Source organism: Natrinema sp. LJW11 (assembly GCF_056135975.1).
This window is the reverse complement of the sequence record NZ_JBWBDM010000003.1, coordinates 91,639-116,122: the sequence shown is the minus strand read 5'-3', so window position 1 is coordinate 116,122 and position 24,484 is coordinate 91,639. Positions and strand designations below refer to the sequence as shown.

General features: G+C 65.8%; 26 protein-coding genes. 16 read left to right on the top strand and 10 right to left on the bottom strand.

Annotated features, from left to right (window positions below; translation table 11 throughout):
- Positions 1 to 11: 11 nt before the first annotated feature.
- Positions 12 to 587 (bottom strand): endonuclease dU, encoded by a 576-nt coding sequence (locus tag AC0QDI_RS09505; protein ID WP_474667538.1) that lies wholly within the window; start codon positions 585 to 587, stop codon positions 12 to 14.
- Positions 587 to 781, bottom strand: coding sequence for a DUF5786 family protein (locus AC0QDI_RS09500; RefSeq protein ID WP_474667536.1), 195 nt, complete (start codon positions 779 to 781; stop codon positions 587 to 589). The genes AC0QDI_RS09505 and AC0QDI_RS09500 overlap by 1 nt, the downstream gene beginning before the upstream one ends.
- 276 nt (positions 782 to 1,057) lie before the next feature.
- On the opposite strand from AC0QDI_RS09500, the gene AC0QDI_RS09495 reads away from it, so the two are divergent.
- A complete protein-coding gene (locus AC0QDI_RS09495) occupies positions 1,058 to 1,252 on the top strand; it encodes a XapX domain-containing protein (protein ID WP_474667535.1) in 195 nt (64 codons plus the stop codon).
- Here AC0QDI_RS09495 and AC0QDI_RS09490 read toward each other — a convergent pair whose 3' ends face one another.
- Positions 1,253 to 2,563, bottom strand: a complete 1,311-nt coding sequence (locus AC0QDI_RS09490; RefSeq protein WP_474667533.1) for a 5'-deoxyadenosine deaminase — start codon at positions 2,561 to 2,563, stop codon at positions 1,253 to 1,255. It abuts the gene before it with no gap.
- Between the two features lie 208 nt (positions 2,564 to 2,771).
- Between AC0QDI_RS09490 and AC0QDI_RS09485 the strand changes: the two genes are divergently transcribed.
- Positions 2,772 to 3,398, top strand: a complete 627-nt coding sequence (locus tag AC0QDI_RS09485) for an MBL fold metallo-hydrolase (RefSeq protein ID WP_474667531.1) — start codon at positions 2,772 to 2,774, stop codon at positions 3,396 to 3,398.
- Between the two features lie 98 nt (positions 3,399 to 3,496).
- Here the strand turns inward: AC0QDI_RS09485 and AC0QDI_RS09480 are convergent, their stop codons facing one another.
- Complete coding sequence (locus tag AC0QDI_RS09480) at positions 3,497 to 3,646, bottom strand: 50S ribosomal protein L40e (protein WP_098727401.1); 150 nt, start codon at positions 3,644 to 3,646, stop codon at positions 3,497 to 3,499.
- Between the two features lie 143 nt (positions 3,647 to 3,789).
- The gene (locus AC0QDI_RS09475; protein ID WP_474667530.1) at positions 3,790 to 4,299 is read right to left on the bottom strand and encodes a DUF367 family protein; all 510 of its coding nucleotides are present in this window, start codon (positions 4,297 to 4,299) and stop codon (positions 3,790 to 3,792) included.
- Positions 4,300 to 4,386: 87 nt separating this feature from the next.
- On the opposite strand from AC0QDI_RS09475, the gene AC0QDI_RS09470 reads away from it, so the two are divergent.
- From AC0QDI_RS09470 to AC0QDI_RS09460, 3 genes are all read left to right on the top strand, one after another.
- On the top strand, positions 4,387 to 4,746 hold the full coding sequence (locus AC0QDI_RS09470; RefSeq protein ID WP_474667528.1) for a nuclear transport factor 2 family protein: 360 nt from the start codon (positions 4,387 to 4,389) through the stop codon (positions 4,744 to 4,746).
- A gap of 128 nt (positions 4,747 to 4,874) precedes the next feature.
- Positions 4,875 to 5,066, top strand: a complete 192-nt coding sequence (locus tag AC0QDI_RS09465) for a hypothetical protein (RefSeq protein ID WP_474667527.1) — start codon at positions 4,875 to 4,877, stop codon at positions 5,064 to 5,066.
- 39 nt (positions 5,067 to 5,105) lie between these two features.
- Positions 5,106 to 5,276: a hypothetical protein gene (locus AC0QDI_RS09460; protein WP_273741237.1), complete on the top strand. Its 171-nt coding sequence runs from the start codon at positions 5,106 to 5,108 to the stop codon at positions 5,274 to 5,276.
- Positions 5,277 to 5,333: 57 nt separating this feature from the next.
- Here AC0QDI_RS09460 and AC0QDI_RS09455 read toward each other — a convergent pair whose 3' ends face one another.
- Entirely contained in the window at positions 5,334 to 6,476 is a 1,143-nt protein-coding gene (locus tag AC0QDI_RS09455) for an MBL fold metallo-hydrolase (protein ID WP_474667525.1), read from the bottom strand.
- A 187-nt stretch (positions 6,477 to 6,663) separates the two neighbouring features.
- Here AC0QDI_RS09455 and AC0QDI_RS09450 point away from each other — a divergent pair, with 187 nt between their 5' ends.
- Both AC0QDI_RS09450 and AC0QDI_RS09445 read left to right on the top strand, forming a co-directional pair.
- The gene (locus AC0QDI_RS09450; RefSeq protein WP_474667523.1) at positions 6,664 to 8,190 is read left to right on the top strand and encodes a stage II sporulation protein M; all 1,527 of its coding nucleotides are present in this window, start codon (positions 6,664 to 6,666) and stop codon (positions 8,188 to 8,190) included.
- A 123-nt stretch (positions 8,191 to 8,313) separates the two neighbouring features.
- Entirely contained in the window at positions 8,314 to 8,922 is a 609-nt protein-coding gene (locus tag AC0QDI_RS09445; protein WP_474667522.1) for an HD domain-containing protein, read from the top strand.
- A 140-nt stretch (positions 8,923 to 9,062) separates the two neighbouring features.
- Here AC0QDI_RS09445 and AC0QDI_RS09440 read toward each other — a convergent pair whose 3' ends face one another.
- Positions 9,063 to 10,439 (bottom strand): MFS transporter, encoded by a 1,377-nt coding sequence (locus tag AC0QDI_RS09440; protein ID WP_474667520.1) that lies wholly within the window; start codon positions 10,437 to 10,439, stop codon positions 9,063 to 9,065.
- 135 nt (positions 10,440 to 10,574) lie between these two features.
- Here AC0QDI_RS09440 and AC0QDI_RS09435 point away from each other — a divergent pair, with 135 nt between their 5' ends.
- Entirely contained in the window at positions 10,575 to 11,333 is a 759-nt protein-coding gene (locus tag AC0QDI_RS09435; protein ID WP_474667518.1) for a DUF502 domain-containing protein, read from the top strand.
- 352 nt (positions 11,334 to 11,685) lie between these two features.
- Here the strand turns inward: AC0QDI_RS09435 and AC0QDI_RS09430 are convergent, their stop codons facing one another.
- The 3 genes from AC0QDI_RS09430 to AC0QDI_RS09420 form a co-directional block, all read right to left on the bottom strand.
- Positions 11,686 to 12,621: a branched-chain amino acid transaminase gene (locus tag AC0QDI_RS09430; protein ID WP_474667516.1), complete on the bottom strand. Its 936-nt coding sequence runs from the start codon at positions 12,619 to 12,621 to the stop codon at positions 11,686 to 11,688.
- Positions 12,622 to 12,747: 126 nt separating this feature from the next.
- Positions 12,748 to 13,461: a 3,4-dihydroxy-2-butanone-4-phosphate synthase gene (gene ribB / locus AC0QDI_RS09425; protein ID WP_474667514.1), complete on the bottom strand. Its 714-nt coding sequence runs from the start codon at positions 13,459 to 13,461 to the stop codon at positions 12,748 to 12,750.
- Positions 13,458 to 14,165: a DUF120 domain-containing protein gene (locus AC0QDI_RS09420; RefSeq protein WP_474667513.1), complete on the bottom strand. Its 708-nt coding sequence runs from the start codon at positions 14,163 to 14,165 to the stop codon at positions 13,458 to 13,460. The genes ribB and AC0QDI_RS09420 overlap by 4 nt, the downstream gene beginning before the upstream one ends.
- A gap of 348 nt (positions 14,166 to 14,513) precedes the next feature.
- Here AC0QDI_RS09420 and AC0QDI_RS09415 point away from each other — a divergent pair, with 348 nt between their 5' ends.
- The 8 genes from AC0QDI_RS09415 to AC0QDI_RS09380 all read left to right on the top strand — a co-directional run bounded on the left by AC0QDI_RS09415 (position 14,514) and on the right by AC0QDI_RS09380 (position 24,484).
- The gene (locus AC0QDI_RS09415) at positions 14,514 to 15,677 is read left to right on the top strand and encodes a glycosyltransferase (protein ID WP_474667511.1); all 1,164 of its coding nucleotides are present in this window, start codon (positions 14,514 to 14,516) and stop codon (positions 15,675 to 15,677) included.
- Positions 15,674 to 16,930 (top strand): glycosyltransferase, encoded by a 1,257-nt coding sequence (locus AC0QDI_RS09410; protein WP_474667510.1) that lies wholly within the window; start codon positions 15,674 to 15,676, stop codon positions 16,928 to 16,930. Before AC0QDI_RS09415 ends, AC0QDI_RS09410 begins: the two co-directional genes overlap by 4 nt.
- The gene (locus AC0QDI_RS09405; protein WP_474667508.1) at positions 16,927 to 18,048 is read left to right on the top strand and encodes a glycosyltransferase family 4 protein; all 1,122 of its coding nucleotides are present in this window, start codon (positions 16,927 to 16,929) and stop codon (positions 18,046 to 18,048) included. Before AC0QDI_RS09410 ends, AC0QDI_RS09405 begins: the two co-directional genes overlap by 4 nt.
- A complete protein-coding gene (locus AC0QDI_RS09400; RefSeq protein ID WP_474667506.1) occupies positions 18,045 to 19,499 on the top strand; it encodes a sulfatase-like hydrolase/transferase in 1,455 nt (484 codons plus the stop codon). Before AC0QDI_RS09405 ends, AC0QDI_RS09400 begins: the two co-directional genes overlap by 4 nt.
- Complete coding sequence (locus tag AC0QDI_RS09395) at positions 19,496 to 20,617, top strand: sulfatase-like hydrolase/transferase (RefSeq protein WP_474667504.1); 1,122 nt, start codon at positions 19,496 to 19,498, stop codon at positions 20,615 to 20,617. Before AC0QDI_RS09400 ends, AC0QDI_RS09395 begins: the two co-directional genes overlap by 4 nt.
- A complete protein-coding gene (locus AC0QDI_RS09390; RefSeq protein ID WP_474667502.1) occupies positions 20,614 to 21,531 on the top strand; it encodes an alkaline phosphatase family protein in 918 nt (305 codons plus the stop codon). The genes AC0QDI_RS09395 and AC0QDI_RS09390 overlap by 4 nt, the downstream gene beginning before the upstream one ends.
- A gap of 447 nt (positions 21,532 to 21,978) precedes the next feature.
- The gene (locus AC0QDI_RS09385; protein WP_474667500.1) at positions 21,979 to 22,989 is read left to right on the top strand and encodes a polysaccharide pyruvyl transferase family protein; all 1,011 of its coding nucleotides are present in this window, start codon (positions 21,979 to 21,981) and stop codon (positions 22,987 to 22,989) included.
- Positions 22,990 to 23,071: 82 nt separating this feature from the next.
- Entirely contained in the window at positions 23,072 to 24,484 is a 1,413-nt protein-coding gene (locus tag AC0QDI_RS09380) for a sulfatase-like hydrolase/transferase (RefSeq protein ID WP_474667498.1), read from the top strand.

Genomic DNA, 24,484 nt, shown 5'->3' with positions numbered 1-24,484 from the left:
GGGAGGGACTGCTACACGGATCGAGCGTACGAATCGGCTGCTCGAGCCGCCTGCCTCGCGACTCGAATCGGCTCCGGACGGCCGCCAGCGGGCGTGAACGCTCGGACGACCTCGTCGGCGTCGGCGGGCTCGAGCCCCGCACACCTCACGTAGACGGTCTCGTCGTTGACCCTCAGTTCGCGTCGCTCCGGCAGCGCCCGGTAGCGCTCGAGTCGGGCCTCGAGTTCGGCTCCGGAGAACGCGTCACGGAGCCCGGGCTCGAGGCCGGTGCTCGCTTCGAACGTCACGGCGAGTACCGCTCGTTCGACTGCGCGGTGTATCATCGAAAGATCGAGAAGATTGTACCAGGCGGGGGCGACGGCGCCGAGCAGGACGTATCGGACGTCCGGTCGCTCGAGTTCGTCGATCAGGTCGACGACGGCGTCGGTCGCGTCGGTACCGCCGACGCGACAGGAACCGTACGCGAGCCCGTCGAACACGCGGTCGGCGCGAACGACGGCGCCGGCGAGCGTACTTCGGGGTCGGCCGTCGGTCCGATCCTCGCGGTACGATTCGGCGATGCCCAGCGCCCGCACCCCGGACTTCATCAGCCGTCGGGATCGCCGTCGCCGTCGTCGTCTTTGATCGCTTTGAGTCGGTCGAGCAACTCGTCGCTGGACGCGCCGTTCTCGAATTCGATCGTTCCGTCGTGGCTGTTCTCTTCCGATGTCACTGCGTCCTCGTCGTCAAAATCAGCGTCGACATCCTGCTGTTCGGATTCGTCGTAGCTCCCGAATCCCATACGATGTCACCTACGGGATTCCGATTGAAAAATTCGACGGTAATTGCGCTCTCAGCGTCTTCAGCGCAACTGACAGCTCTCGCCGTCTATCCAACACTGGAAGGAAGAGCCGCTGTGAAGGCGGCAATTGATCTCTTTCGGAGATACCCGAATCGCTACCAGTCGATAGTAGCACGGTCTCTTTCTTCAGCACTACCGTGCGTCTACCGAGCGCATCGACGGGGTGCCGCTCGCAGAAAACGAGCCGTTTTTCCGGGTATGAACGCATCTCACGCTATGAATACGAGAGCTGTTGGTCTCCCGCTCCTCGCGGGATTCGTCGTTGGAGCGGGGTTCACCGTTCGGGTTCCGTCGCCCGTCCCGCCGAATTTCGCCGGCCTGATAGGCATCGTCGGTATCTATCTCGGCTACGTTGTCGTCGAACGTCTCGACGTCGGCTTCGATCTGCTCGACGAACTCGGACTGCGCTAACTACGTCTTCAGTGTCGCGTTCAGTTCGGTCGCGTATTCACGCGCTCGCTCGCGGACGCCTGCAGCGTCGATACCGACGTGTTCGCCGCCGTCGTAGAGGACCTCACCGTCGACCATCGTGAACTCGACGTCGTCACCGTGTGCGGCGTAGACGAGATGAGAGAACACGTCGTTTACCGGCGTCGCGCGTGTCACGTCGGTCGTCATCCCGACGATGTCGGCTTTCCATCCTTCACGGAGTTCGCCGGTCCGCTCGAATCCGGCAGCCGCCGCACCGTTTCGCGTGGCCATCTCGAACACCGTTTCCGCGGCCGTCGTCGTCGGATCGAGCGTCTCAACTTTCTGGAGAAGGCTCGCCTGTCGCATCTCGGTGAAGGCATCGAGCGTGTTGTTACAGGGCGGCCCGTCGTTACCGAGTGCGACGTTGATACCACGTTCGAGGTAGTCGACGACGGGTGCGACACCCGAGGCGAGCTTCATGTTCGACGACGGGCAGTGACAGACGTGAGTCCCGGACTCGGCGAGGAGTTCGCGCTCGGCCTCGTCGGTCCAGACGCAGTGTGCGAGGACGACGTCTTCGCCCGTGAGGCCGACCTCGTCGAGCCAGAAGATATTGCGCATCCCCGTCTCCTCCTCGACGGCCGCGATCTCGTCGCGGTTCTCGCTCGCGTGCGTGTGGATCCGAACGCCGTCGTACGCGTCCGCGAGGTCACGACACCCGCGGAGACACGCCTCAGTACAGCTCACCGCAAAGCGCGGCGTGACGGCGTACTGAATGCGGCCGTCGTTCACATCGTGATACGCCCGAATGAGTTCCTCCGTTTCGTCGAGAGCGGTCCGAGTCCCCTGCTGAAGCCCCGCCGGAGATTCTTTATCCATCAAAACCTTCCCGAGGCGACCGCGGATACCGACGTCGATGGCTGCATCAAACGCCGCGTCAGCGTGATGGACCGAGAGGTGATCGATAACTGCGGTCGTCCCGGACTCGATACACTCGAGGTAGCCGAGCGTTGCCGCAGTATACATCACGTCGGCGTCCATCTCCGCCTCCATCGGGAGCACGTAATCGAACAGCCAGGTGAGCAACGCAGTGTCATCGGCGACGCCGCGGCCGAGCGACTGAACGGAGTGAATGTGACTGCCGACCAGCCCCGGGAGAAGAATATCGAACTCGCGACGCTCGTGGTCGGGGTATCGCTCGATGAGGTCGGTACGGTCACCGACGGCTCCGATACGATCGCCCTCGGTGACGACCGCCCCCTCTTCGATAGTCGTCGACGCATCGACGATAACGGTGCCCGAAAGTAACATACGAACGGGTACAACTGGTTCCCGAAATAACTTCCTTTCCGCGTTTCAGCCTCATTCGAAGCCCCGTTCGAAGGGAAGAATCCGTCCTCCCAACTACTGCTGGACGACCGTCGCTCGGGAATCGAGAGCGTCCGTCAGAGGATTCTCGAGGAGAGCTCCGACGGTATCGAGGGCACCGTTTTTGCCGTCGGCCCGCGAGTGTCCCCGTATGGAGGTTCACCACGTTACCGAGGACGCGGAGACGTTCACGTGCAACGCCTATCTGGTCGTCGGCGATCGAACGACGCTGGTCGACGCCGGTGCGATGGACGGCGTCGTCGACGAGATCCGCGAGCACACCGACGACCTCGAGGCCGTCGTCATGACCCACCAGCACGGCGATCACGTCGCCCAGCTCGAGGCCGTCGTCGATGCCTTCGATCCCGAGGTGTACGCTTACGACGATCATCCGACGCGGACGCACGAAATCGACGACGGCGAGACGGTTCGGATCGGCGACGAGGACTTCGACATCGTCTACACGCCGGGGCACGCCGACGACCACGTCTCGTTCGTCTCCGACTCGTCGCTGTTCTCCGGCGACGTGGTCGTCCACGACGACGGCGCGTTCGAGTACGGGAGTTTCGGCCGCACCGACATGGCCGGTCAGTCCCGCGAGCGACTCATCGAGAGCATCCGGGACCTCCTCGAGCGCATGCCCGACGGCAGTCAGTCTGCTGGCGTCGAGCACATGTACGCGGGCCACGGCGGCGTCTTCCACGGCGACGTGCGCGACGTGGTGACGACGGCGCTCGAGCGAGCCGAAAAGCGGGAGCCGAAGTATCCGGACGAGTAGCGACTGTTCGACGGCCGCTTCTCGGACGGTGTTGCAACTGCGGGCGCGATAGCGGATCGAAAGAAGACGGATCGAAACGGCCGATCCGTCGCGGTCGATTATGCGGCGCGCGCTTCCTTCGCCTTGGGGCGAAGCTTCTTGTAGCCGCACTTCCGGCATCGGTTGGCTCGCTTGGAGTTACGAGCGTTACAGCGCATGCAGATCATCTTCTCGAGCGTCCGTTTCTCAGCGGCGTCGAAACTGGCCATACCCGGCCTTCGCTCGTGGTGCATTTAATCGCTGTGATCCGATCGGCGAGATCGACTCTCGAAACGGTCTCGGACGGGTACCGATGAACCGTCTCCTGAGAGTTGCGGGTGGAAACCGATCACCGCGTCGATCCGTTATTCCGTTACTCCGTCTCTTCGTCGGCCAGATAGTCCTCCTGCACCGCGACGACCTCGCTCGAATCCGTACACTCGCTGTAGCGCCGGAGCGGCTCCTCGTTGAGCGTCAGAAATGTCTCGCCCCAGCGGAACGGCTCGAGCAGGTCCTCGGCGCGCTCCCGTTCGTCGAAGATGCAGCACGCGCCGGCGAGCGCTTCGACGGTGGTCAGCCGGAACGGTCGGCCGTAATTGATCGGGTTCGCGGCGACGAGAAAGGGGAGCGCCCGGTGGACGCCGCGCATTTCGAACGACGCCGCTTCGGCGGACTCCCACGAGCAATCGAGGGCGACCAGCGTTCCCAGCCCCTCCTCGAGATCGGCCGGCGAGAGCGCCTGCTCGGCGTGGGGGTTGAGGACGACCCCGTAGGGCACCTGCCCCATCGATCGATAGAGGGTCGCTTTGTCGAACTTCTCGAGGCGACGCGCGGTACACTTCTCGGGGTCGTCGTCGCCCTCGTAGTAGACGTGACACTCCACAGCAGAAGGGAGGAGAAGCCGGGAGAAAAGGACACGGTTCGAGAACCGGGGTCGTACGTTTTTGCCGGTGGGGACGAATGGAGTGATATGGATACGAAGTCGGATGCGAAAGACGACTCGGGCGGCGATATGCGCGCCCTCGTCCGGCGATACTACGACGCACTCGACGAACACGAGTACGACGCACTCGAGGACGTCCTTACACCGGCGTTCGTCCAACATCGACCGGATCGGTCGTTCGAGAACCGCGACGAGTTCGTCGAATTCATGCGCGAGAAGCGACCGAACCCGGACACCAGTCACGAACTCGAGGCGGTGATCGTCGGGGACGGTCGGGTCGCGGCGCGCGGCCGCGTCATCGAAGAGGGGACGACGCTCTTCGAATTCGCCGACTTCTTCGAAACCGACGGCGGACGGCTGGCCCGACTCGAGACGTACTCTCGGTGACGGCGGGTACGGTGTCGTGCGTCTCGTGGGCGAGCCCTCGAGCGGGATCGGGTGACTCCCGTCTCCAGTACGGACGCGGGAGCGTACCCCGCGAAAGTACTTTCAGGGTTACCAACTATTCCGCGAACATGGTCCACTGCCCCGAATGCGAGGCCACTCTCGCGGAGCGCTCGGACATCGAGTTCGTGGAAACCGACGCGACGACCGGTTTTCTCGCCGCATCGAAACGGTTCTACGTGACGACGTGCGCCGCCTGCGGCGCGACGATCGGTAGCGGTGTCGCAGGCGCGAAAGCCGGCGGTGGCGGCGGGGCAGTGTGAGATGGGAAGAAATATAGCTCATCTATCAGATATTGCGCCATGGTCCACTGCCCCGAATGCGAAGCGACCCTCTCGGAGAAGACCGACGTCGAGTTCGTCGAAATGGACGCCACGACCGGTTTCTTTGCGGCATCGAAGCGATTCTACCTCGTCGCGTGCACCGAGTGCGGCGCGGCTATCGGGAGCGGCGTCGCCGGCGCGAAACACTAGACGTCCCCGCGTCGGATCGGACCCTGCGGCCGGACGGCCCCCATCAGAGCGTTCGGCTCACGCCGAGCAGTTGTTCGGTCCCAACTCGAGTTCGACCCGCTCCTCGGGCGGAATCTCGGCCACGCCGCGGTTGTACTCGATGATCTCCTCGTAGTTCGACGGCTTCTCGCCGGCGTCGGCCATTCGCTCGACGAACGCCGCTCTCTCGAGTCCGAGCAGGTCGATCCCCGTCCGAGCCTCGTGGATCGTCGTCCGAATCGGGTCGCCCGGCGCGCCGTGTTCGAACTCGCCGTCGGCGGTGACCGTCACGTGTCCCGGAAGAACGGCGACCCTCTCGGGTTCGGCCAGAATCGTCCGGTGAAGCGTCTCGTAGAGCATTCGAGCCCCTCTCTCCCCTTCGTCCTCACTGAACTCGAGTTCCGTCCGCCCCGTCGAATCGACGTGGAGCGTGTCGGCGGTCAGTAGCGCGCGGTCGTCCACGAGCAGATTGATCATCTCGCTGGTGTGTCCCGGCGCGGAGACCGCCTTGATCTCGCGCTCGCCCACGGACAGGACCTCGTTGCGCTCGAGCGGCGTGTACTCCCGTTCGACGTCGCGCTCGCTCGCGCGCTCGCCGAGGTAGTACGGCACCGCGAGGTCGTCCGCCAGGTCGCGACCGCCGGAAATGTGGTCGGCGTGCACGTGCGTGTCGATCACGCCGGTAACGGTCAGGCCGACCTCCTCGGCCGCGACCGCGTACTCGTCGGTGTCCGCGGTCGGATCGACGACGACGGCCTCGCCGGTCTCCGCACAGCCGACGACGTAGCCCAGACAGCCCTTCGCGCGCCGCTGGATCTGGACGACCGTCAGCCCGTCGTCTACGTTCATCTCCACTCGGTCGTAGACCCCGCTCCACCCCTTCATGCCGCCGTCGACGGCCGCCACTTCGTACTCGTCGGTCGCCGACTCGAGGCGCGTCGCGAGGTTGCCCGAGGAGAGCCCCTTCGCGCAGACGGTGATGACGCGGTCGGCGTCGCCGACGACGGCCTCGAGGTCCTCGAGTCGGCCGTCCAGTTCCTCCTCGGGACCGAACGGGAAGTGGAGCGCGCCCGCGATGTGCCAGGATGCGTAGCTCTCTTCGGGACGGGTATCGACGAGCGCGAAATCGGCGTTCTCGTCTTGCAACTCGGCGAGCCGTTCGGGCGAGATTGTGGTGACCATACACGATCGTACGACGACGAGGGACGTAAACACTGAGTCGTCAGTTGCCAGGATCGTCACCGATATCGCGACAGGTGCCAGGATCACCATCGACTTCGCGACAGCTGTTGCGAGGCGGCATCGATCGGTCACAGCTCACGGCCGCCGAGAGCGTTCATTTAACTGATACGCCGTTCAACCGTCGGGTATGGCTCTGTCAGATTTCGTCGCCGCCGTCGTCGCCGTCCTCCGTCGCCGCCCGGGGGATCTCCTTCCCCTGTACCTGCTCGGCGTCGCGATCCCCGCGATCGTTCGCGTCGTTCCGTTTCTCGCGATCGGCGTCGCCTATCTCTTCCTCTCGCGAACCGGGCGGCTCGAGGCGATCCGAACACATCTCGTCGAACTCGACTCACCGCCGAGCCCCGACGCCGATCCGGAGGCGTTCGAGGCGTGGGCGAACGGCCTCGAGCCGATCGTCGACCAGTTGCTGACGCTCCCTCTCGCGGTCCTCGCCGTCGTGACGATCATCGCGAGCGCCCTGTTGTTCGTGGTGTTGTCCGCCGTCGTCGCCGCCGGCCAGCTCGCGGCCTGTTACGGTCGGCTCCGTGACGAGCGCGGCCTCGTCGCCGGGATCGACGGCGTGCGCCGCTACTGGCTTCGGTTTCTCGGCCTGTTCGTCCTCGAGTTGGTTTGCTGGGTGGCGGTACTCGGTGTACTCGGTATCGGAACGGCGCTGTTCGGCGGCATCGTCTCGCTCGCGACGGGGTCCGCGGCCCTCGCTCTCCCCGTGGTCTTGCTCGGTGCGCTCGTCGCGTTCGTCGTCCTGCTCGTCGTCCGTGCGCTGTTCGCCTTCGCGCCGGTCGCGATCGTCGTCGACGATGCGGGGGTATTCGGCTCGCTCCGTAACGCCGCCGGATTCGTTCGCGCGCGACCGGTGAACGCTGCCTTTTACTACGTGGTCGCGATCGGGATGCTGGTCGGACTCTCGACCCTCACCGGACTGTTCTCGCTCGTCGACGTCGTCACCGTCGGTTCGCTGGTCTCAGCGCTGGTCGCGATGCCGGCCCTCGATCTACTGAAATCCGCCGTCTACTGTGGGTATCGAGACCGATTGAATCCGCCGGAGCCACCGACGCGATCGCTCCGGGACGGGATCCGATCCGGACTCCGCCGCGGCTGGCGCGAACTGGTGTCGTTCGTCCGGGCGCGACCCGGGACGCACGCGTTCGTCCTCGGCCTCGGCCTCCTCGGATTCTGGATGGGGTGGGCCGCCGCCGGACCCTACGTCGGAACGTTCGACGCGTCGATCACGGCTCGCCTCGAGGGGATCTTCCCGCCGACGATGGCGGCCAACCTGTTCGGCAACAACTGGTTCGTCGCGCTCACGACGGCTTACGCCGGCGTCGCGCTCGCGATCCCCGCGATCGTGTCGCTGTTGTTCAACGGCGTCTTCCTCGGGATCATGGCACGCCTCGAGGTCGATCCGCTGGAACTCGCCGCTTTCGTCGTTCCCCACGGCGTCCTCGAGATTCCGGCGATCCTGATCGCGGGCGCGCTGGGGGTGTCCGTCGGCGTCACCGCGTGGCGGACGTGGCGGGGTCGCGCGAGTCGAACGGCTCTCGCGGACGCGCTCGAGCGGGCGTTCTGGGTACTGATCGGGATCGGGATCCTGCTGGCGATCGCCGCGATTATCGAGGGGTTCGTCAGTCCGTTCTACTATCGGTTCTTTCTCTAAGCAAGCGTCGTTCTCTGCGAAGCGCCGTTCGATACGTTTCTCGTGTAGACCTACTGAAGCAGTGGTAGATGCTCCACAGAGTGGATTCGGCATATTGAACGGTCACCACGTAGTCTCCCCGATATGACCGACGAACTTGGCTCCCTGCTGGAGTGGTTCGACCTGAAGGACGAACTCCGGACGGGATGGGAACTCCGAAACATCGACTCGCCTGAGTCCGTTGCAGCCCACACGTGGGGGACAGCGGCGCTTTGTCTGCTCTACGCCAAGCGAGAAGAGGCTGACCCACAGAAGGCAGTGACGATGGCACTCATCCACGACCTCGGCGAAGCTCGCACGGGCGATATCGCAACCCGCGCGGAGGACGGACGCCAGACCATCTCAACGTGCGAAAAAGAGTCGGCTGAACGCAGCGCAGTAACTGACCTCGTGGAACCCTTCGAGGACAGCGAGCTGCTGTCGCTCTGGGAGGAGTACGAAGCCCGTGATACCCCGACCGCACAGTTCGTCAAAGACATGGACCTAATCGATAACTGTCTCCAGGCGCTCAAGTACGAGCGCCAAAATCGGTACGACGACGCCGAGGCGAACGATCACTTCGCCGAATTCGAGAACCTGGATGAGTTCTTTGCCACAGCCGCGCCACGCTTCCAGACGGAATTTGGTGAGGACTTGTTCGAGCAGATCAAAACGAAGTACGAACAAGAACTCGGACGACCCTGCCAACTCTGAACCGGTCTTCATCACTCGCAGCTACCACGGTCGGTGTATACTCTCTATCGACCGAGTCGCCTCCTCGAGCAACTCCGAGCAACGGACGAGATGACGACGAGGGCGGTAGCGAAATGGAAGCAGTTCTCGACGCCGCGTCGCTACTGATAGGCCGCGAACTCCTTCCCGAACACCAGGAAGTAGGCGGTGCCGACGAGCCCGATTCCCGTCGCGAGGGTGAACGCGACCGTCGGATCGCCGGCGAACACCTGCGTCCCTGTCAGCGGGTTCGAGAACCCGCCCCACAGCAGTCCGCCCAGCGCCGCGCTCGGGATGACGATCAGGTTCCGCAGGAGGTAGTACGCGCCGGTCACCCGGCCGCCGGCACCCCGTTCCGCGGGACCGACGATCAGCGCCTTGTGTGCGGGCAGCCCCGCGAACCGCAGGCCAGAGAACGCGAAGAGGGCCGCGAGGACGGCCGCGTCTTCGGGCGAGTTGATCAGCAAAATCGGGAAGATCGCGTAGACCGCGAACCCGAGCGCGACGACCGGTTTGAGGCCGACGCGTTCGGCGGCCTTCGCGACCGGGATCATCGTCACCAGGGCGACCACCATCTCGATCCCCAGCAGGATACCGAAGTACGACTGCGGTGAGAGATCGACCGCGCCGACGGCCGGCAGGGAAACGGAGAGACCGACCTCGAGAAACCGCGTCACGACGATGACGAAGAAGACGTAGACCATCCCGTTCGCGAACCGGACGAGGGTATCGCCCACGAGCAGGGGTCGGAGCTCGTCGGGCATCGCCCGGAGATCGGCGACGAGCTGTGACGCTCCTTCGAACTCCTTGCCGAAATCGTCGTCCGCGGACCGATAGCGGACGTGCTGGACGACGGTCCCGAAGACCCCGAAGACGACGGCGACGAGCAGGATGAGCTGGAACGCGGTGACGATCTCGCCGTCGCTCGAGCCGAACGGATAGAAGAGCGCGGCGGCGAACAGCGGGCCGACGAGGAAGGCGGTGCGGCGGAACGTCTCGGTGCTCGCGAAGCCGGCGGCCAGTTTCGAGGGCGGGACCGACTGCTTGACGATGGCGAACGTCGCCCCGAGCCCGAAGGACTTCCAGGCCTGCGAGAGCGCTAATCCGACGAAGATCGCGACGATGGCCAGGGAGGTCGAGCCGATCGAGACGCCGGCGAGCGCGGGCGCACCGAGCCAGATCCCGAAGCCGAGCGTCGAGCACAGGCCGAAGGCGGTCAGGGCGTACCGCGAGCCGATTCGATCGGAGATTGCCCCGCCCGGATAGGGGTAGACGGCGCTGATGACGTTCCCGAACGTGCCGAACAGCCCGACGACGAACACGGACGCGCCCAGCGCCGACATGTACTCGGCCATGTATCGGCTCGTCATCTGGAAGCCGAGGCTGAACGCGAACATCGCCACCGAGAGGACGAGCACGTCCCGCTCGAGCGCGAAGAACTGTCGGAACGGATCCAGCGGATCGGCCTCCTGAGCCGTGGACTCCTGCTCGAGGCTCATGCGCGTCGCTTCGCAGGCCGACGGCTTGAAATTTGATCCGTCGTCCGACGCTGCCGCTGGCGCTACCACCGACGCTGACTGCGTGGGATACGACAAAGGGAAGGGCTCATTAGCCAGTAGTGTGAGAGCCAGCACATGGCTTCGTGGAAGCGGGATTTCGCGAGCGGGCTCGTCGTCCTCGGCCCCATCCTCGTCACGCTCTACGCGATCTACTGGCTCTACGGACTCGTCGCCGGGCTGACGCCCGGTCTCATTCTCGATTCCGGTGCGCTCACGCCGCTTATTCCCGGCTCGAGCGATCAGGCGGTCCAGACGCGCGAGCAACTCGCGCAGTTCCTCCGCGTGATCGTCGCGCTGACCGTCTTCGTCATTCTCACGTTTTCCGTCGGGTATCTCATGCGGACGACCGTCGGCGGGCTGGTCGAACGGCTGGTCGACAACATCGCGAACCGCGTGCCCGTGATTCGCGTCGTCTACAACGCCTCGAAGATGGCCGCCGAGACGGCCTTCGGCGAGCAGGATTCGCTCCAGAAACCGGTCAAGATCGAGACCTGGGAGGGGCTTCGGATGACGGCGTTCAAGACAGGAAAGGTGACCGACGACGGTCGCGAGGTGCTTTTCTTGCCGACCTCGCCGAACATCACGACGGGGTACGTCGTCGAAGTCGAGTCCGACGAGATCACCGAACTCGACGAGGACGTCGAGGACGCGCTCACTCGCGTCCTGAGCGCCGGCTTCGGCGACGCCAACCACCGCGGCATGGACGCCGGCATCTCTATCGACGTCATCGACGACGCGAAAGCGAACGAATCCGACCGCGCCGGACCCGATCGCGGCGAAACCGACCGCGCCGAAACTGACCGCGCCGGAACCGATCGCGCCGACGACGATTAAGCACCGACCTTTTGCGCTGCGGGCCAGCAAAGCTGGCCCTCGGCAAAAGCTCGAGCAAAAGTACTCCTCCCTCCCCGCTGGGTCGGTCGTCGGCCCGCTCGCTCACCCCGTCTCACGGCCTTCGGCCGTTCGACTGTTCGCGGCGCGTAGCGCCGCGCACGGCTTCGCTCGCGGTGACTGCGGGTAACGGCCTGCCCTTCCCCGGGTCGCGCGCCTCTCGCAGTGCTCGAGGCGCGCTCCCGGCCACAGCACGCAATCGTGCATAGACCGGTAGAAGAATCTGGCTCGCTTCGTCCTGAAGTCGCTATCTCGAGATCGATCAGACGCGTTCGCTGTCGAAAATCAGCGCTTCTTACACGTCGACGTACTCGAACCACTCGTCGTACTCCTCGGAGCCTTCCTCGACGATTTCGAAGAATTTCTGCTGAATCTCTTCGGTGACGGGGCCGCGGGAGCCGTTTCCGATAACGACGTTATCGACTTTCCGGATGGGCGTCACTTCGGCCGCGGAGCCGGTGAAGAACAGCTCGTCGGCCGTGTTGAGTTCGCCGCGCGAGATCGAGACGTTGTCGTGGACGGTGTACCCCAGATCTTCCGCGATCCGAATGACCGAATCTCGAGTGATGCCGTCGAGGATCGACTCCGAGAGGCCGGGCGTGTAGAGTTCGCCGTCGCGCACGAGGAAGACGTTCTCGCCGGGGCCCTCCGCGACGTTCCCCTCCTTGTTGAGGACGATGGCTTCCGCGTAGCCGTTCCGGCGCGCTTCCTCGCCCGCGAGCATGCTGTTGACGTAGAGGCCGGTGGTCTTCGCGTTCGTCGGGATCTGGCTCGAGGCGTGTTTCCGCCACGAGGAGATCATCACGTCGATCCCGTTCTCGAGGGCGTCCTCGCCGAGATAGGCACCCCACGGCCACGCCGCGACGGCGGTGCGTGTCGGGCAGTCCTTGGGGCTGACGCCCAGCGAGTTGTAGCCGTAGAAGGCGATCGGCCGGATGTAACAGGAGGGGAGTTCCTGGCGCTTGATGAGTTCTTTCGTCGCCTCGGTGAGTTCTTCTTTCGTGTACTCGATGTCCATCTCGTACGGTTTCGCGGACTGGAACAGTCGCTCTAAGTGTTCCTCCCAGCGAAAGAGCGCCGGCCCGTTTTCGGTGTCGTAACAGCGCGCGCCCTCGAAGACGCCGCTCCCGTAGTGGAGCCCGTGCGTGAGAACGTGGATCTGCGCGTCGTCCCAGTCGACGAACTCGCCGTCCATCCAGATCGTGTCGACGTCCATCTCGTCGAATCCCATGATCGGGAGTGTTGCAAGCCAGTGTACTAAGTATTCGCGGTTCCGCTCGAGGAACCGTTCTCCCGGGCAACTCCGCGTCGTTCTCTCGGATCGTCGGCGGTGCGCGCCGGCTCGAAGCGCCGGCGACTACCGACAGCGTTCGAGGACCTCGCGACCCTCGAGATAGGCGAAGCCGTGTCGGTCCGCGTAGGCGCGGGCGTCGGCGGGCGAGAGCGCCTCGCCGGTCTCGTCGTCGAGCATCTCGCAGACGACGACGGCGGGCGAGAGATCGGCGGCCTCGGCCAGAGCGATCCCGAGTTCGGTGTGGCCCTCGCGCTGGGCGAGCAGGCCCGGCGCGGCCTTGAGCAGGTGGACGTGACCGGGGACTCGGAACTCCGCGGCGAACTCGGTTTCGTCGGGTGCGGCGGCGGCGTCGCCGAGCGCTCGGATGGTCGTCGATCGATCGTCGTCGGTGATCCCGGTGTAGGTGTCTCGGTGGTTGACCGTCAGCGAGAACGACGAGCGGTCGTCGTAGCCGAGTTCGTGGTCGGCCGTCGCGGGATGGTCGATCACGTCCGAGTAGAAGGGCAGGTCGAACGCCTCCGCGATATCGTGGCCGAGCGCGACGCAGACCAGACCGCCGGCGTCGTTGCGCAGTCGGGCGACGGCCTCGGGCGTCACGCTATCGGCGTGGTAGATCAGGTCCGTCTCGCCCTCGCGGTCGGCCGCGTCGTGGACGAGGATCGGCTCGCCGGTGCGGAGCGATTCGAGGGCGCGTTCGAACGAGTTCGCGGACGGGTCGACGCTCGAGTTCGCCCCGGCGTCGGCGTTCGACCGCGGACCGGCGTGGTGGCCCGTCATTCGCGATCCCCCACGGAGACGGTGACGTGATCGCCGTCCTCGAGGGAGAGTTCCTCCCGGAGTTTCTCGGGGGCGATGACCTCGAGCTGGTCGTCGTCGTGGTGGGTGCGTTCGGGGGCGATGGTGTAGGCGTTCTCGTAGGTCTCGCCGTCGGCGGTTTCGATCGTCGCGGGATAGCAGACGGCGGGGCCGTAGGTCCGCTCGTCGGACTCCCAGCCGTCGATTGGGACGGGATCGAGCGAGGCCATGGCGCTGCGCCGGCGGACGCTGTCCTCGCGGAGGTCGACGTTCAGCGTGCCGGGGAAGGGCTCGTAGCCGAGTCGCTCCTCGAACTGGCGCTGGTAGCCCGACAGCGAAATGTAGTGGCGACCCTCGCCCATCCCGCTGGTGACGGTCCCCTCGAGGCCGATCTGGGAGTCCGTCTCGAAGATGCGACGGTAGTCCTCGTACTCGGCGTGGAGCGTTCGCTCGCCGGTCTCCGTGATCGCGACCCACTGGCCGTCGCTGACGGTGTCGCGCTCGAGTAAGTCGGCGCTCTCGAGGCGCTGAAGTCGCCGCGAAGCGGTCTGATTCGACGCGTCGAGGCGCTCCGCGAGGTGAGAACAGGAGATCTTGACGTCGCCCTCGAGCCCGCCTTCGAGCGCGAGGAGTTTGAGCACGGCGAGTTCGTCGTGCCCGACTGCGGACTCAGCTATCACTGACATACGCGCATCTATACCGTAGCCCCGTAAAAGTATATCGAATGTGGCATGCGTAACGGAACTGTGATGGCGTTCACGACCGTTTATCGCGTACTCGGACATCTCGAGAGAGGTGGAAAAAGCCACCGATCCGATACACTCTCCGAGGGCGTTCGGTCGATCCGTCCGTCCTGTCTCCACCGTACGGCGGATTTCCCGTAGCGATCGATTGTCCGATCTGTTGAATTACGGTGCCAGAAGATTCTCTCGATCCTATGAAATAAATAAGAGTGGTAAATTAACGCATTTCTTCTTGTATAATGCAAGGAGACTGGTTTTACCGTAGAATATAGAGCGTTTAGGTACGCTCGCATGAAACGTCTCCTCGAGGCCCTGTTCGGACTGATCGCACTGACGGGCCTCCCGTATCTGATCTACCTCGGCGCGTACTACGTCCGACGGCCGACGGGGTCGCCCGCCGACGCGTGGCCCCGAGAGCCGTCGGTGAGCATCGTCCTGCCGACGTACAACGAGGCCGCCATCGTCGAGTCGAAACTCGAGGAACTGGTCGAACTCGACTACCCCATGGAGACGGTCGAACTCGTCGTCGTCGACTCGAGCGACGACGGGACGGCCGACCTGGTCGAGACGTTCTTCGCCGGCCGGCAGGAGCCGAAGCTGACGCTCATCCGGGAGGACGAGCGGCGGGGACTGGCGACCGCCCTGAATCGGGCCTACGCCGCCGCGGCGAACGAAGTCGTCGTCAAGACCGACTGCGACTCGCGGCTCGCACCCGACGCGGTTCGAACGGCGGTCGCGAACCTCGCCGATCCCGACGTGGGAGCGGTGACCGGCCGCAACGCCGAGGTCATCGGCGACAGCGAGGTCGAGCAAGGGTATCGCGACATCCAGACGATGATCCAGATCCTCGAGTCTCACATCGACTCGACGCTGATCTTCCACGGGCCGTTCTCGGCGTTCGAGCGCGACGCGATCGTCCCGATCGACGACGACTCGATCGCCGACGACACCGAACTCGCGCTCAAGATCCGGCGCAACGGCGACCGGGTCGTCTTCGACCCCGACATCCACTACAGGGAGGCGGCTCACTCGGAGTTCAGCAAGCGCCGCGAACAGAAGGACCGTCGCGCGATGGGACTCCTCCGATTACTGTGGCGACAGCGCGACGCGCTCGGCCGTCACGGGGCATACGGCCGCATCGTCCTGCCCTTTAACTGGTGGTTCATGATCGTCTCCCCGTGGCTGGTCGCCACCGGAATCGCCGTGGCCACGATCGGCTCGCTGGCGGTCGCCGGGCCGTTCGGGCTGGCGACCCCGGCCGGCGTTCTCGCGTTCACCGCGCTGGGCTCGCGCGACGCGCTCGGACCGCTCCAGCCGTTGTACTCCCTGTTCGACACCCAGATCTCGCTCCTTCGGGCGAGCGTCTCGCTCGTCCGCGCTCGAGTCGACGGGGACGAAACGAGCCACGACGGCACCTGGTCGCCCGACGAGGAACTCCGGGAGGTGTTGCAGTGACGGCCGTCGCCATCCTCCACGATCGCTTCCCCGGTATCGGCGGCGGCGAGGAGTTCGCCCTCGAGGCCGCTCGGGTGCTCGACGCGCCGATCTACACGACCTACGTCGCCGAGGGGACCGACATCCCGGACGACGTCGACGTGATCCCGTTCCGGCAGGCCAAGTACTCCTCGCTGCCGTGGCGGCCCTTCCTCGAGTGGAAGAACGAGGGGATGAACCCCCTCGAGACGCTCAACGTCGCGCTCGACATGACCGACGCCCACCCGGATCTCGCGGCGTACGACGTGATCCTCGAGAGCGCGCCGCTCTCGAAGTACTACGTTCCCGACGTCGGTCAGCGGATCGTCCACTACCCTCACAGCCCGCCGCGGTGGCTGTACGATCTCTATCGCGACCGGCTCTCGTCGTTCCAGTACCCGCTCGTCGAAACGGGGCTCAAGGCCTACGCGAAGGGGTGGCGGGCGCTGGACAAGGAGGCCAACGACTACGTCGATCGCTTCGTCGCGAACAGCGAACTCGTCCGCGATCGGATTCGTCGGTTCTACGACCGCGACGCGACGGTCGTCTATCCGCCGGTGACCGGCGACTGGCGAAACGACGGCGACGACGGCTACTTCGTCACCTGGTCCCGACTCGCCCCCGAGAAGCGGATCGACCTGATCGCGAAAGCTTTCGCCGGGCTCGACGAGCGGCTCGTGATCGCGGGCGACGGCGAACAGCGCGAGCGACTCGAGGCGTTCGCGTCGAACTACGACAACATCGAGGTGCGGGGCTACGTCGAGGACATCGAGTCGCTCGTCGCGCGAGCGACCGCGGTCGTCTACGCGCCCAAGCAGGAGGATTTCGGCCTCGTCGGGGCCGAGGCCATGATGGCCGGCAAACCCCTGCTCGGCGTGAACGAGGGGTTCACGCGGTACCAGGTACGGGGCGGTCGAACGGGACTGCTCTTCGAGCCGACGGTTGCCTCCGTTCGGGAGACGGTTCAGCGGTTCGATCCCGACGACTTCGATTCGACGGAGATTCGGGCGGCGGCGAGGCGATACGAGTACGATCGATTCGCCGAGGGGCTCCGCGAGGTCGTCGCGGAGACGGCGGCCGCCGACGTCGAAACGCCGGAGCGCGAATCGGATCGGCGGCCGGAGCGTCCGACCGAATCGAGAGGAACCGCAGGCCAGCAGCGCGCCGATGAGATATCACAGCCGATCGACGACGCGGACGAACCCCGCGATCTCGAGGAGGCGACGGATCGATGACGGCGAGCACGACGACTCGCGGCGGAGACGGCGACTCGAGCGCTGCTAGTCGAGACGGTGATTCGGTGGGACGGACGGGGACCGAGACGCCGCGTCCGCGGCGAGTCGCGACGAGCGACCGGTGTCTGCTCTACCAGAACAGCGACGCACACCCCGCACACCGGGTGTTCGCCGACGCCGTGCGCGCCGAGCGTCGTCACTTCGAGACCGGCGCTCGAGCGCCGGAACCGGACGGCAACACCGAACGAACCGTCGATCGGCTCCGGACCGCGGGGACGCTGCCGGCGTACGAGACGATCATCGCCGAGGGGAGCGCTCCGCTCCAGACCGCGCTCGCGTACAAACTGCGGCGGCCGCGAACGACCCTCGTCTATCTCGCCGCCGACGAGACGTTTTACACCCTCTCCGAGCGGCCGACGCGACACCTCTGGCGCGGTCTCAGGCCGCTCTCGAGCCGGCTGCTGGACGGCGTGATCGCGGTCGGTCGCGACGTCTACCGCTGGGCGCGACCGTACATCGGCGACGTCCCGGTCGCGTACGTCCGGCCGCCGATCGCCGACGAGAAGTACGAGCGACTCGCGTCGCTCTCCCCGAACTCGCCCGCCGATCCGTTTGCGATCCTTTCGGCGGGCGAGGCCAAACCCGCGAACGGTTACGATCGATTGACTCGAGCGGTCAGACGATTCGCCAGCGTAGTCGAAAGCGACGTTCGGCTGGTGATACTCGGCGAGGGCCACGAGGCGGAAGCGTACGCGGACAGATCGCACGTGATCACGCCCGGCTTCGTCGATCTCGACACCTTCGCCGACCGGTTCGACCGCGCGAGCGTCTACGTTCAGTCCTCCCGGGGCGACGCGTTTCCCGTCGCGGCGCTCGAGGGGATCCTCTCTGGGACGCCGACGATGGTCACCGACGCGACCGGCGTTCGGGAGCTACTCCCGTCTCGACAGGTCGTTCCGCCGACCGAGGCGGGCCTGCTCGAGGGGCTGTTTGACGTCTTCGAGCGGGATCCGGCGGAGCGGCGATCCGTCGGCAGCGAGCAGCGCAACCTCGTGACCGACCTGACCGAATCGAATCAGGGCGATCGATTCAGCGCCGCACTCGAACGATTCACATGACCGGAGCCGACCGACCGAATCGACCGAACGTCGTCGTCGTCTGTCTCGACACTGTCAGAAAGGATATCTACGATCGATACGCGACCCGGCTACGGGAACTGGCGTCCGTCCGCTTCGAGGGAATGCGGGCGCTCGGCGGCTGGAGCGTCCCGAGCCACGCCGGGATGGTGACCGGCTCGGTCCCCTCGGAGACGGGCGTTCACGCCCACCAGCGCCGCTTCGACCCGATCGATGCCGCGGACACCTGGATCGCGCCCCTCGCGCGAGCGGGGTACGACTCGGTTTGCGTCACGTCGAACATCTACGCCAGTCCCGTCTTCGGGTTCGACCGGTTCTTCGACCGGACGGTCCCCGTCTCGCCGAGTCGCAGGCTTCCCGCGGGGATGGACGTCCAGCGACACATCTCCGACCGATCGACCGACGGCGTCGAGGCCTACGCCGATTTCGTCCGTCAAGCCCTCGACCACGACCATCCGCTGCGATCGCTCGCCAACGGCGTCCTCCTCAAACTGGACGACGTGAGTCGGAAGCTGCCGATCGAGAAGCCGACCGACTTCGGCGGTCGATCGATCGCTCGAGCCCTCGAGCGCGAGGTCACCGACCCCGACGGGCCGGTGGTGGCCTTCGCCAACCTCATGGACGCCCACGGACCACACACCCCGTTTCGCGGGTTGGACGAGTCGATTCACGGCGTTTCCGCGGCGTTCCACTCGAGTTCGTTTCGCGATTCGGACGTGAACGCCGCGAACGGCCTCGGTGACTACGCCGCGGACGTCGAGCGCGTCCGCCGACTCTACGCCGCGACCGTCGATTACCTCGACCGGATCGTCGCCGACCTCGTCACTGCGCTGGAGACCGGCGACGACCGCGAGTCGATCCTCCTCGTGACGGCGGACCACGGCGAAAACCTCGGCTACGAATCCGACGGCTTCCTCATGAATCACATGAGCAGTCTCTCGGAGGGGCTGTTGCACGTGCCCTTCGACGTCGTCCCCACGAGCGACCGCGCCCTCGAGGTCGCCGAAGAGACACCCGTCGACGTGAACGGACTCAGTTCTCACGCCGATCTCGGCGACGTGATCCGCGCGCTCGCGAGCGAGGAGCCGTTCGATCCGTCCGCGTTCGAACGCGAGCGCGCTCGAGCCGAGATCGTCGGTTCGGGCTCCGGCATCCCGGAGGGCGGGGACGAATCGTACTGGGACCGGGGACAGCGGGTCGTCTATCGCGGCGACCGGAAGTACTACCGCGACCAGCTCGGCACCGAGGCGGTGTACGACGTCTCCGGGCCGCCGTCGAAGCAGGTCGAACTGCCCGACGAGACGGTCCCGGACGGCCTCTTCGAGTCCGCCTTCGGCGACTGGGTCACTGACGACGGGCACGAGGAGGAGGCGTTCGCCGAGGAGGTCGACGCGGCGAGCCGCGCGCGACTCGAGGATCTGGGATACCTATGACCGAACACACATCGGAGACGACCCTGCTGGTCACGGTCGATTCGCTCAGAACCGATCACCTGCAGTTCATGCCCAACACGCTAGCGTTTCTGGACGACACCCACGACGCCGCCTTCGCCACGAGCACCGCGACGCCCGGCAGCTTCCCGGCGATCATCGGCGGGGAGTACCCGGCCGGCAACGGCCTCGAGCCGAACGCGAGCGTCGCCCGCGAGTTCGGTGCCCATTGCGTCGGGATCACGACGAATCACCTGCTGTCCGCGGAGTACGACTACGCGACCGGGTTCGACTCGTTCACGTCGCCGAAAGGCGGCGGCGAGTCGCTGAAGGACAAAGGCGCGATCGTGCTCGAGCGCGGCTCGCTCCCCTACAAAGTCGCCAGCTGGGGCTACAACCGGTACCAACAGCTCCGGAGTTACGTCGACGAGACGGCCAAGTCGTTCAGACCCGCGGACGCCGTCGTCGACCAGTTCGGAGACGAGATCGACGGCCGCGAAGAGTGGTTCGGCTGGCTGCACTTCATGGAACCCCACCATCCCTACGATCCCGACGGCGCGGACGTCGGTCGAGCGGAGGCACAGCGGATCACTCGCCGCGTGCTCTCCGGTCGCGGCTCCGAGGGGGACGAGGCCCTCGTCAGAGAGCTCTACCGGCGGGAGGTCGCCGAACTCGACGCGGCTCTCGAGGCCCTCTGGAACGCGATCCCCGAGGACACTCGCGTCGTCTTCTGTGGCGATCACGGCGAACTGCTCGGCGAGGACGGGCTGTGGGGCCACCCCGGCGAGATGCGGTCCGAACTCCTGAACGTCCCCTTTGGCACGCGAAACGCGCCCGACCTCGGCGAGGTCGTCTCGCTGGTCGACGTGCCGACGATCCTGCGGGGAACCGAACACGGCGTCGGCACGCTCGAGCGCGAAACCGCCTTCGCCGCCTACGGGGATCGAAAGGCCGCGATGACCGCCGACCGCATCGCGACGGAGGCGGGAACGTATCGACTCGCGGACGGCGAGAGGGTGGAGGACCCCACTCTCGAGGGCGAACTCGAGCGGTTCGATCCCGCCTACGTCGTCAAGGAAGACGCGCTGCAGGAAGATCTGGAGGATCTGGGCTACGCATGACGGTCGTCGTACTGGCGCTCGACGCGCTCGACGCCGGACTGGTCGACCACTTCGACCTCGACGCCGTCCGCCTCGAGTCCGGCGGCGAGATCGAGACGTTCGCGAACACGCAGTCGGTTCCGTACACGCCGGAGGTCTGGGCGACCGTCGCGACCGGGCTCGAGCCGGCCGACCACGGGATCACCGGCGGCGGCACCAGCGAGTGGGAGAATCCCGCGCTCGACCTCGCGTCGTCGTTCACCGGTCGCCTCGACGAGTCCACCAGGGGGACGCTCGGCAAACTCGTCCGGTCGCGGACCGGCAACCGCGAGCGGATCGGTGAGACGGACCGCAAGTCGATGTTCGACGCCGACGACGCGGTCGTCCACAACTGGCCGGGCGTCCACGACGGACGGCCGCTCCAGCGGGCCTGGGACCTGATGAACGCCGTCGCGGAGGGGATGCCCCGCCACGAGTTCGAGCGCGAACTGTTCGGACTCTGCGCCCAGCAGTTCGGCTGGGCTCGCGAGATGCTCGCGCACCCGGTCTCGATCGCCGGGGTCCACGTCCACACGCTGGACGCGGCGGGCCACGCCTACGCCGACGACGAGGACGCGCTGGGTCGCGCCTACGAGCGCGTCGGCGAGTACGTCGCGGAGATCGTCGCCGCCCTCGGCGAGGACGACGACCTCCTCGTCGTCAGCGATCACGGGATGCGCGCCGCGTTCTATCCGCCCGACGTGGGCGAGAAACCGGCGAGTCACTCCTGGCGCGCGTACGCGAGTTCCACGGCCGAGACCGCTCCGGAGTCGGTGTACGACGTGCGGCGATGGGTCGAGGAACGCGCGGCGGCGTCCGGAGCGAGCGCAGCCGGCGGCGACGAGGGGATCGACATGCCGACCGACCGCCTGCGCGAACTCGGCTACCTCGACTGACCGCTAGCACCGAACCGCTCGACCGTCAGTCGGTGTCTCGATCGGTATCAATGGCTTCTGTGTCGTTCCGGCTGACCAACCGATATGCGGTGGCGCGCGCTGTCCGCTGGCCGAACGGACAGTGAGGCCACGGACGATACTGCGCGAGGGATGAGTGAGCGACTGGAGGGAGCGAACGAATCGGCTGGGGAGGGTGTGGTTCCCCTAGCTACCACGGTAGCAGGACGCTTCGGTTCCCCAATCACGTTGAACGGAACTGTTCCATCGTTGTCTCCGAAAGACCGGCGGCCCGACGACACGCTCGCAAAATCAGTTTCAGACGCCAGTCTCCTCGAGGCGATTCGACTCGAGAGCGTCGTATACGAACCGGCGATTCGACGCCAAATCGGCCGCGTGCGGGCTGTAGCCCCCGCATAATTATGCCCCGTTCCGGTGGAGGGGACCGCAATGCGAATCCTGCTTCTCCGGACGTGGACGACGAACATCGGGAACGGGTTCATCGACTACGGGGCGAGAGCGATGCTCGAGCGGGCGTTTCCCGGCGCGGAGATCGTCGAAACGGGCGGCTATCCCAACCACGCGTCGGACACCGCGGCGCTGTGGGGCGGCACCCGGAAGCTCGCGCGGATGACGGGGATCGGGCAGTCCGACTACGAGTCGCCGACTCACCGGATTCGGCGGAATACGGTGAACGTCAGCGAACTGATCGACGCCGACCTGGCCGTCTTGCCGGGCTGCGTGCTCTCGAGACCGACGTTCCGGAAGTACTACGACACGCTCCGGCAACTCAGGGAGCGAGAGATTCCGATCGCCGTCATCGGCGGCGGCGGTGAGAAGTACGACGCGGACGAGCGGAAATACGTCGAAGCCGTCTTCGACGCGCTCGACATCGAGGTCCTGCTCACGCGGGATCGGACAGCCTACGAGGAGTACGGCGACCTCGCCGAGTACCTGTACGACGGCGTCGACTGTTCGCTGTTCCTCGGCGACCGCGACCGGCCGCCCGAGGCGAACCGCGAATTCGATGTCCACACGTTCGACAAAGGGGAAGAGCCCGACGTCGACGGCGCATCGACGATCATTCGGCCCGATCACGCTCCCTTCGACGAACCGTATCACTTCCCGGTCGGCGAACGGGCGCGGGAACTGGTCGGCCTCGAGACGCCGCTGTTCGAAGAGGAGAACGTCTTCGTCTCCGACCTCGTGACCGACTACCTGTTCCTCTACGCCAACGCGGACGTGGTGCGGTCGGACCGAATCCACGCCTGCCTCCCGGCCCTGACCTACGGCAACCGGGCCCAGTTCTACTTCGACACCCCGCGAGCGAACCTGTTCGATCGGGTGCCGATCGACGGCGACGTCACGAGCGAGCCGGTCCGGTTCGATATGGACGAACTCGAGCGCGAGAAGGACGCGCAGGTCGAGGCGCTCGAGGAGGGGGTCGCGACGGTCCTGTGAACGGAGCCGTGACGGGGACTCGATGCTCTCCGACGGCCGGTCCCATTGCCGGGACTAGGTTCTTTACCGGAGGTATGGAACGATGAACGGAACCGCGACCATGGGAGACGAGCCATCCATCGCCGTCATCGTGCTCGACACGCTCCGCGCGGATTCGTTCGACGAGCACTTCGAGTGGGTGCCCGGCGTGCAGTTCACCAACGCGTGGAGCACGACCCACTGGACGGCCCCGGCTCACGCCTCGTTGTTCACTGGGCGCTACGCGGTCGAGGCCGGCGTGACGATCAAATCGCAAGCGTTCGATCGAGAGACGACGCGCCTTCCCGAACTGTTGCAGAATCGGGGGTATCGGACGCGGGCGTTCAGCTGTAACGTCAACATCTCGGAGCAACTGGGCTGGCACCACGGGTTCGACGAGTTCGACGGCGGCTGGCGGCTCCGCGGCCTCGGCGAGGACGTCTTCGACTGGGACGAGTTCATCGCCGAACACCGAGCCGACGGCCCCGAGCGCTACCTCCGGGCGCTCTGGCGCTGCGTCGACGACGACTGCGACACGACCCAGTCCCTGAAGCAGGGGGCCCTGATGAAGCTCCGCGATATGGGGCTCAAAGGCCGTCACCCCGACGACGGCGCGGCCGAGTTCCTCGAATACGTCCGCGATAGCTCGTGGAACCGGGATGGCGAGTTCCTCTTCGCGAACCTCATGGAGGCCCACCTGCCGTACGACCCGCCCGACGAGTACCGCACTTATCCGGACGAGGAATCGCCACACTTCGACAGCGTGAAAGCCACGCTCCGGGAGCCGTCGGCCGATCCGGACCGGATCAGGACCGCGTACGACGACGCCGTGCGATATCTCTCGGACGTGTACCGAGAGATCTACCGGGAACTCGCCGCGGAGTTCGACTACGTCGTGACGCTCGCCGACCACGGCGAAGCGCTCGGGGAGTACGGCGCGTGGCAACACGGCGGCGGGCTCCACCCGCCCGTGACGGAGATTCCGCTGGTCGTCTCCGCGCCCGGACCGACCCCCGACGATCGAACCCCGAACGCGGACGGCGCGCAGCGAGCGACGCGAGACGCCCTCGTGAACCTGCTGGACGTCTACGCGACGGTGCTCGACCTCGCCGGAATCGAGTCCGATCACCGCCGCGGGAAGTCGTTTCGGCCGCTGCTCTCGAGCGATCCGATCGCGACGGATCCCCGGGCGAACGCGCTACTCGAGTACCACGGCATCTCGAAGCGACGAGCGCTCGCGCTCGCAGAGGACGGCTACGACATCGCGCCCGTCGACCGCGAGCGCCACGGCATCGCGACGGCCGACTGCTACTACTTCGAGGGCCCGTTCGGGACCGAACTGCTCGGCGACTGCGACCCGGCGGCCCTCGAGTCGGCCCTCGAGGGACTGATCGCCGACCTGGAGACGCGGGACGGCCTCGACGAGGCGGATCTCTCCGGGCTCGAATCGCAACTCGAGGATCTGGGGTACCTGTGA

Coding starts and splice junctions, on each gene's coding strand:
- AC0QDI_RS09505 (WP_474667538.1), bottom strand. CDS start 587: ATGAAGTCCGGGGTGCGGGCGCTGGGCATCGCCGAATCGTACCGCGAG.
- AC0QDI_RS09500 (WP_474667536.1), bottom strand. CDS start 781: ATGGGATTCGGGAGCTACGACGAATCCGAACAGCAGGATGTCGACGCT.
- AC0QDI_RS09495 (WP_474667535.1), top strand. CDS start 1,058: ATGAATACGAGAGCTGTTGGTCTCCCGCTCCTCGCGGGATTCGTCGTT.
- AC0QDI_RS09490 (WP_474667533.1), bottom strand. CDS start 2,563: ATGTTACTTTCGGGCACCGTTATCGTCGATGCGTCGACGACTATCGAA.
- AC0QDI_RS09485 (WP_474667531.1), top strand. CDS start 2,772: ATGGAGGTTCACCACGTTACCGAGGACGCGGAGACGTTCACGTGCAAC.
- AC0QDI_RS09480 (WP_098727401.1), bottom strand. CDS start 3,646: ATGGCCAGTTTCGACGCCGCTGAGAAACGGACGCTCGAGAAGATGATC.
- AC0QDI_RS09470 (WP_474667528.1), top strand. CDS start 4,387: ATGGATACGAAGTCGGATGCGAAAGACGACTCGGGCGGCGATATGCGC.
- AC0QDI_RS09465 (WP_474667527.1), top strand. CDS start 4,875: ATGGTCCACTGCCCCGAATGCGAGGCCACTCTCGCGGAGCGCTCGGAC.
- AC0QDI_RS09460 (WP_273741237.1), top strand. CDS start 5,106: ATGGTCCACTGCCCCGAATGCGAAGCGACCCTCTCGGAGAAGACCGAC.
- AC0QDI_RS09455 (WP_474667525.1), bottom strand. CDS start 6,476: ATGGTCACCACAATCTCGCCCGAACGGCTCGCCGAGTTGCAAGACGAG.
- AC0QDI_RS09450 (WP_474667523.1), top strand. CDS start 6,664: ATGGCTCTGTCAGATTTCGTCGCCGCCGTCGTCGCCGTCCTCCGTCGC.
- AC0QDI_RS09445 (WP_474667522.1), top strand. CDS start 8,314: ATGACCGACGAACTTGGCTCCCTGCTGGAGTGGTTCGACCTGAAGGAC.
- AC0QDI_RS09440 (WP_474667520.1), bottom strand. CDS start 10,439: ATGAGCCTCGAGCAGGAGTCCACGGCTCAGGAGGCCGATCCGCTGGAT.
- AC0QDI_RS09435 (WP_474667518.1), top strand. CDS start 10,575: ATGGCTTCGTGGAAGCGGGATTTCGCGAGCGGGCTCGTCGTCCTCGGC.
- AC0QDI_RS09430 (WP_474667516.1), bottom strand. CDS start 12,621: ATGGGATTCGACGAGATGGACGTCGACACGATCTGGATGGACGGCGAG.
- ribB (WP_474667514.1), bottom strand. CDS start 13,461: ATGACGGGCCACCACGCCGGTCCGCGGTCGAACGCCGACGCCGGGGCG.
- AC0QDI_RS09420 (WP_474667513.1), bottom strand. CDS start 14,165: ATGTCAGTGATAGCTGAGTCCGCAGTCGGGCACGACGAACTCGCCGTG.
- AC0QDI_RS09415 (WP_474667511.1), top strand. CDS start 14,514: ATGAAACGTCTCCTCGAGGCCCTGTTCGGACTGATCGCACTGACGGGC.
- AC0QDI_RS09405 (WP_474667508.1), top strand. CDS start 16,927: ATGACGGCGAGCACGACGACTCGCGGCGGAGACGGCGACTCGAGCGCT.
- AC0QDI_RS09400 (WP_474667506.1), top strand. CDS start 18,045: ATGACCGGAGCCGACCGACCGAATCGACCGAACGTCGTCGTCGTCTGT.
- AC0QDI_RS09395 (WP_474667504.1), top strand. CDS start 19,496: ATGACCGAACACACATCGGAGACGACCCTGCTGGTCACGGTCGATTCG.
- AC0QDI_RS09390 (WP_474667502.1), top strand. CDS start 20,614: ATGACGGTCGTCGTACTGGCGCTCGACGCGCTCGACGCCGGACTGGTC.
- AC0QDI_RS09385 (WP_474667500.1), top strand. CDS start 21,979: ATGCGAATCCTGCTTCTCCGGACGTGGACGACGAACATCGGGAACGGG.
- AC0QDI_RS09380 (WP_474667498.1), top strand. CDS start 23,072: ATGAACGGAACCGCGACCATGGGAGACGAGCCATCCATCGCCGTCATC.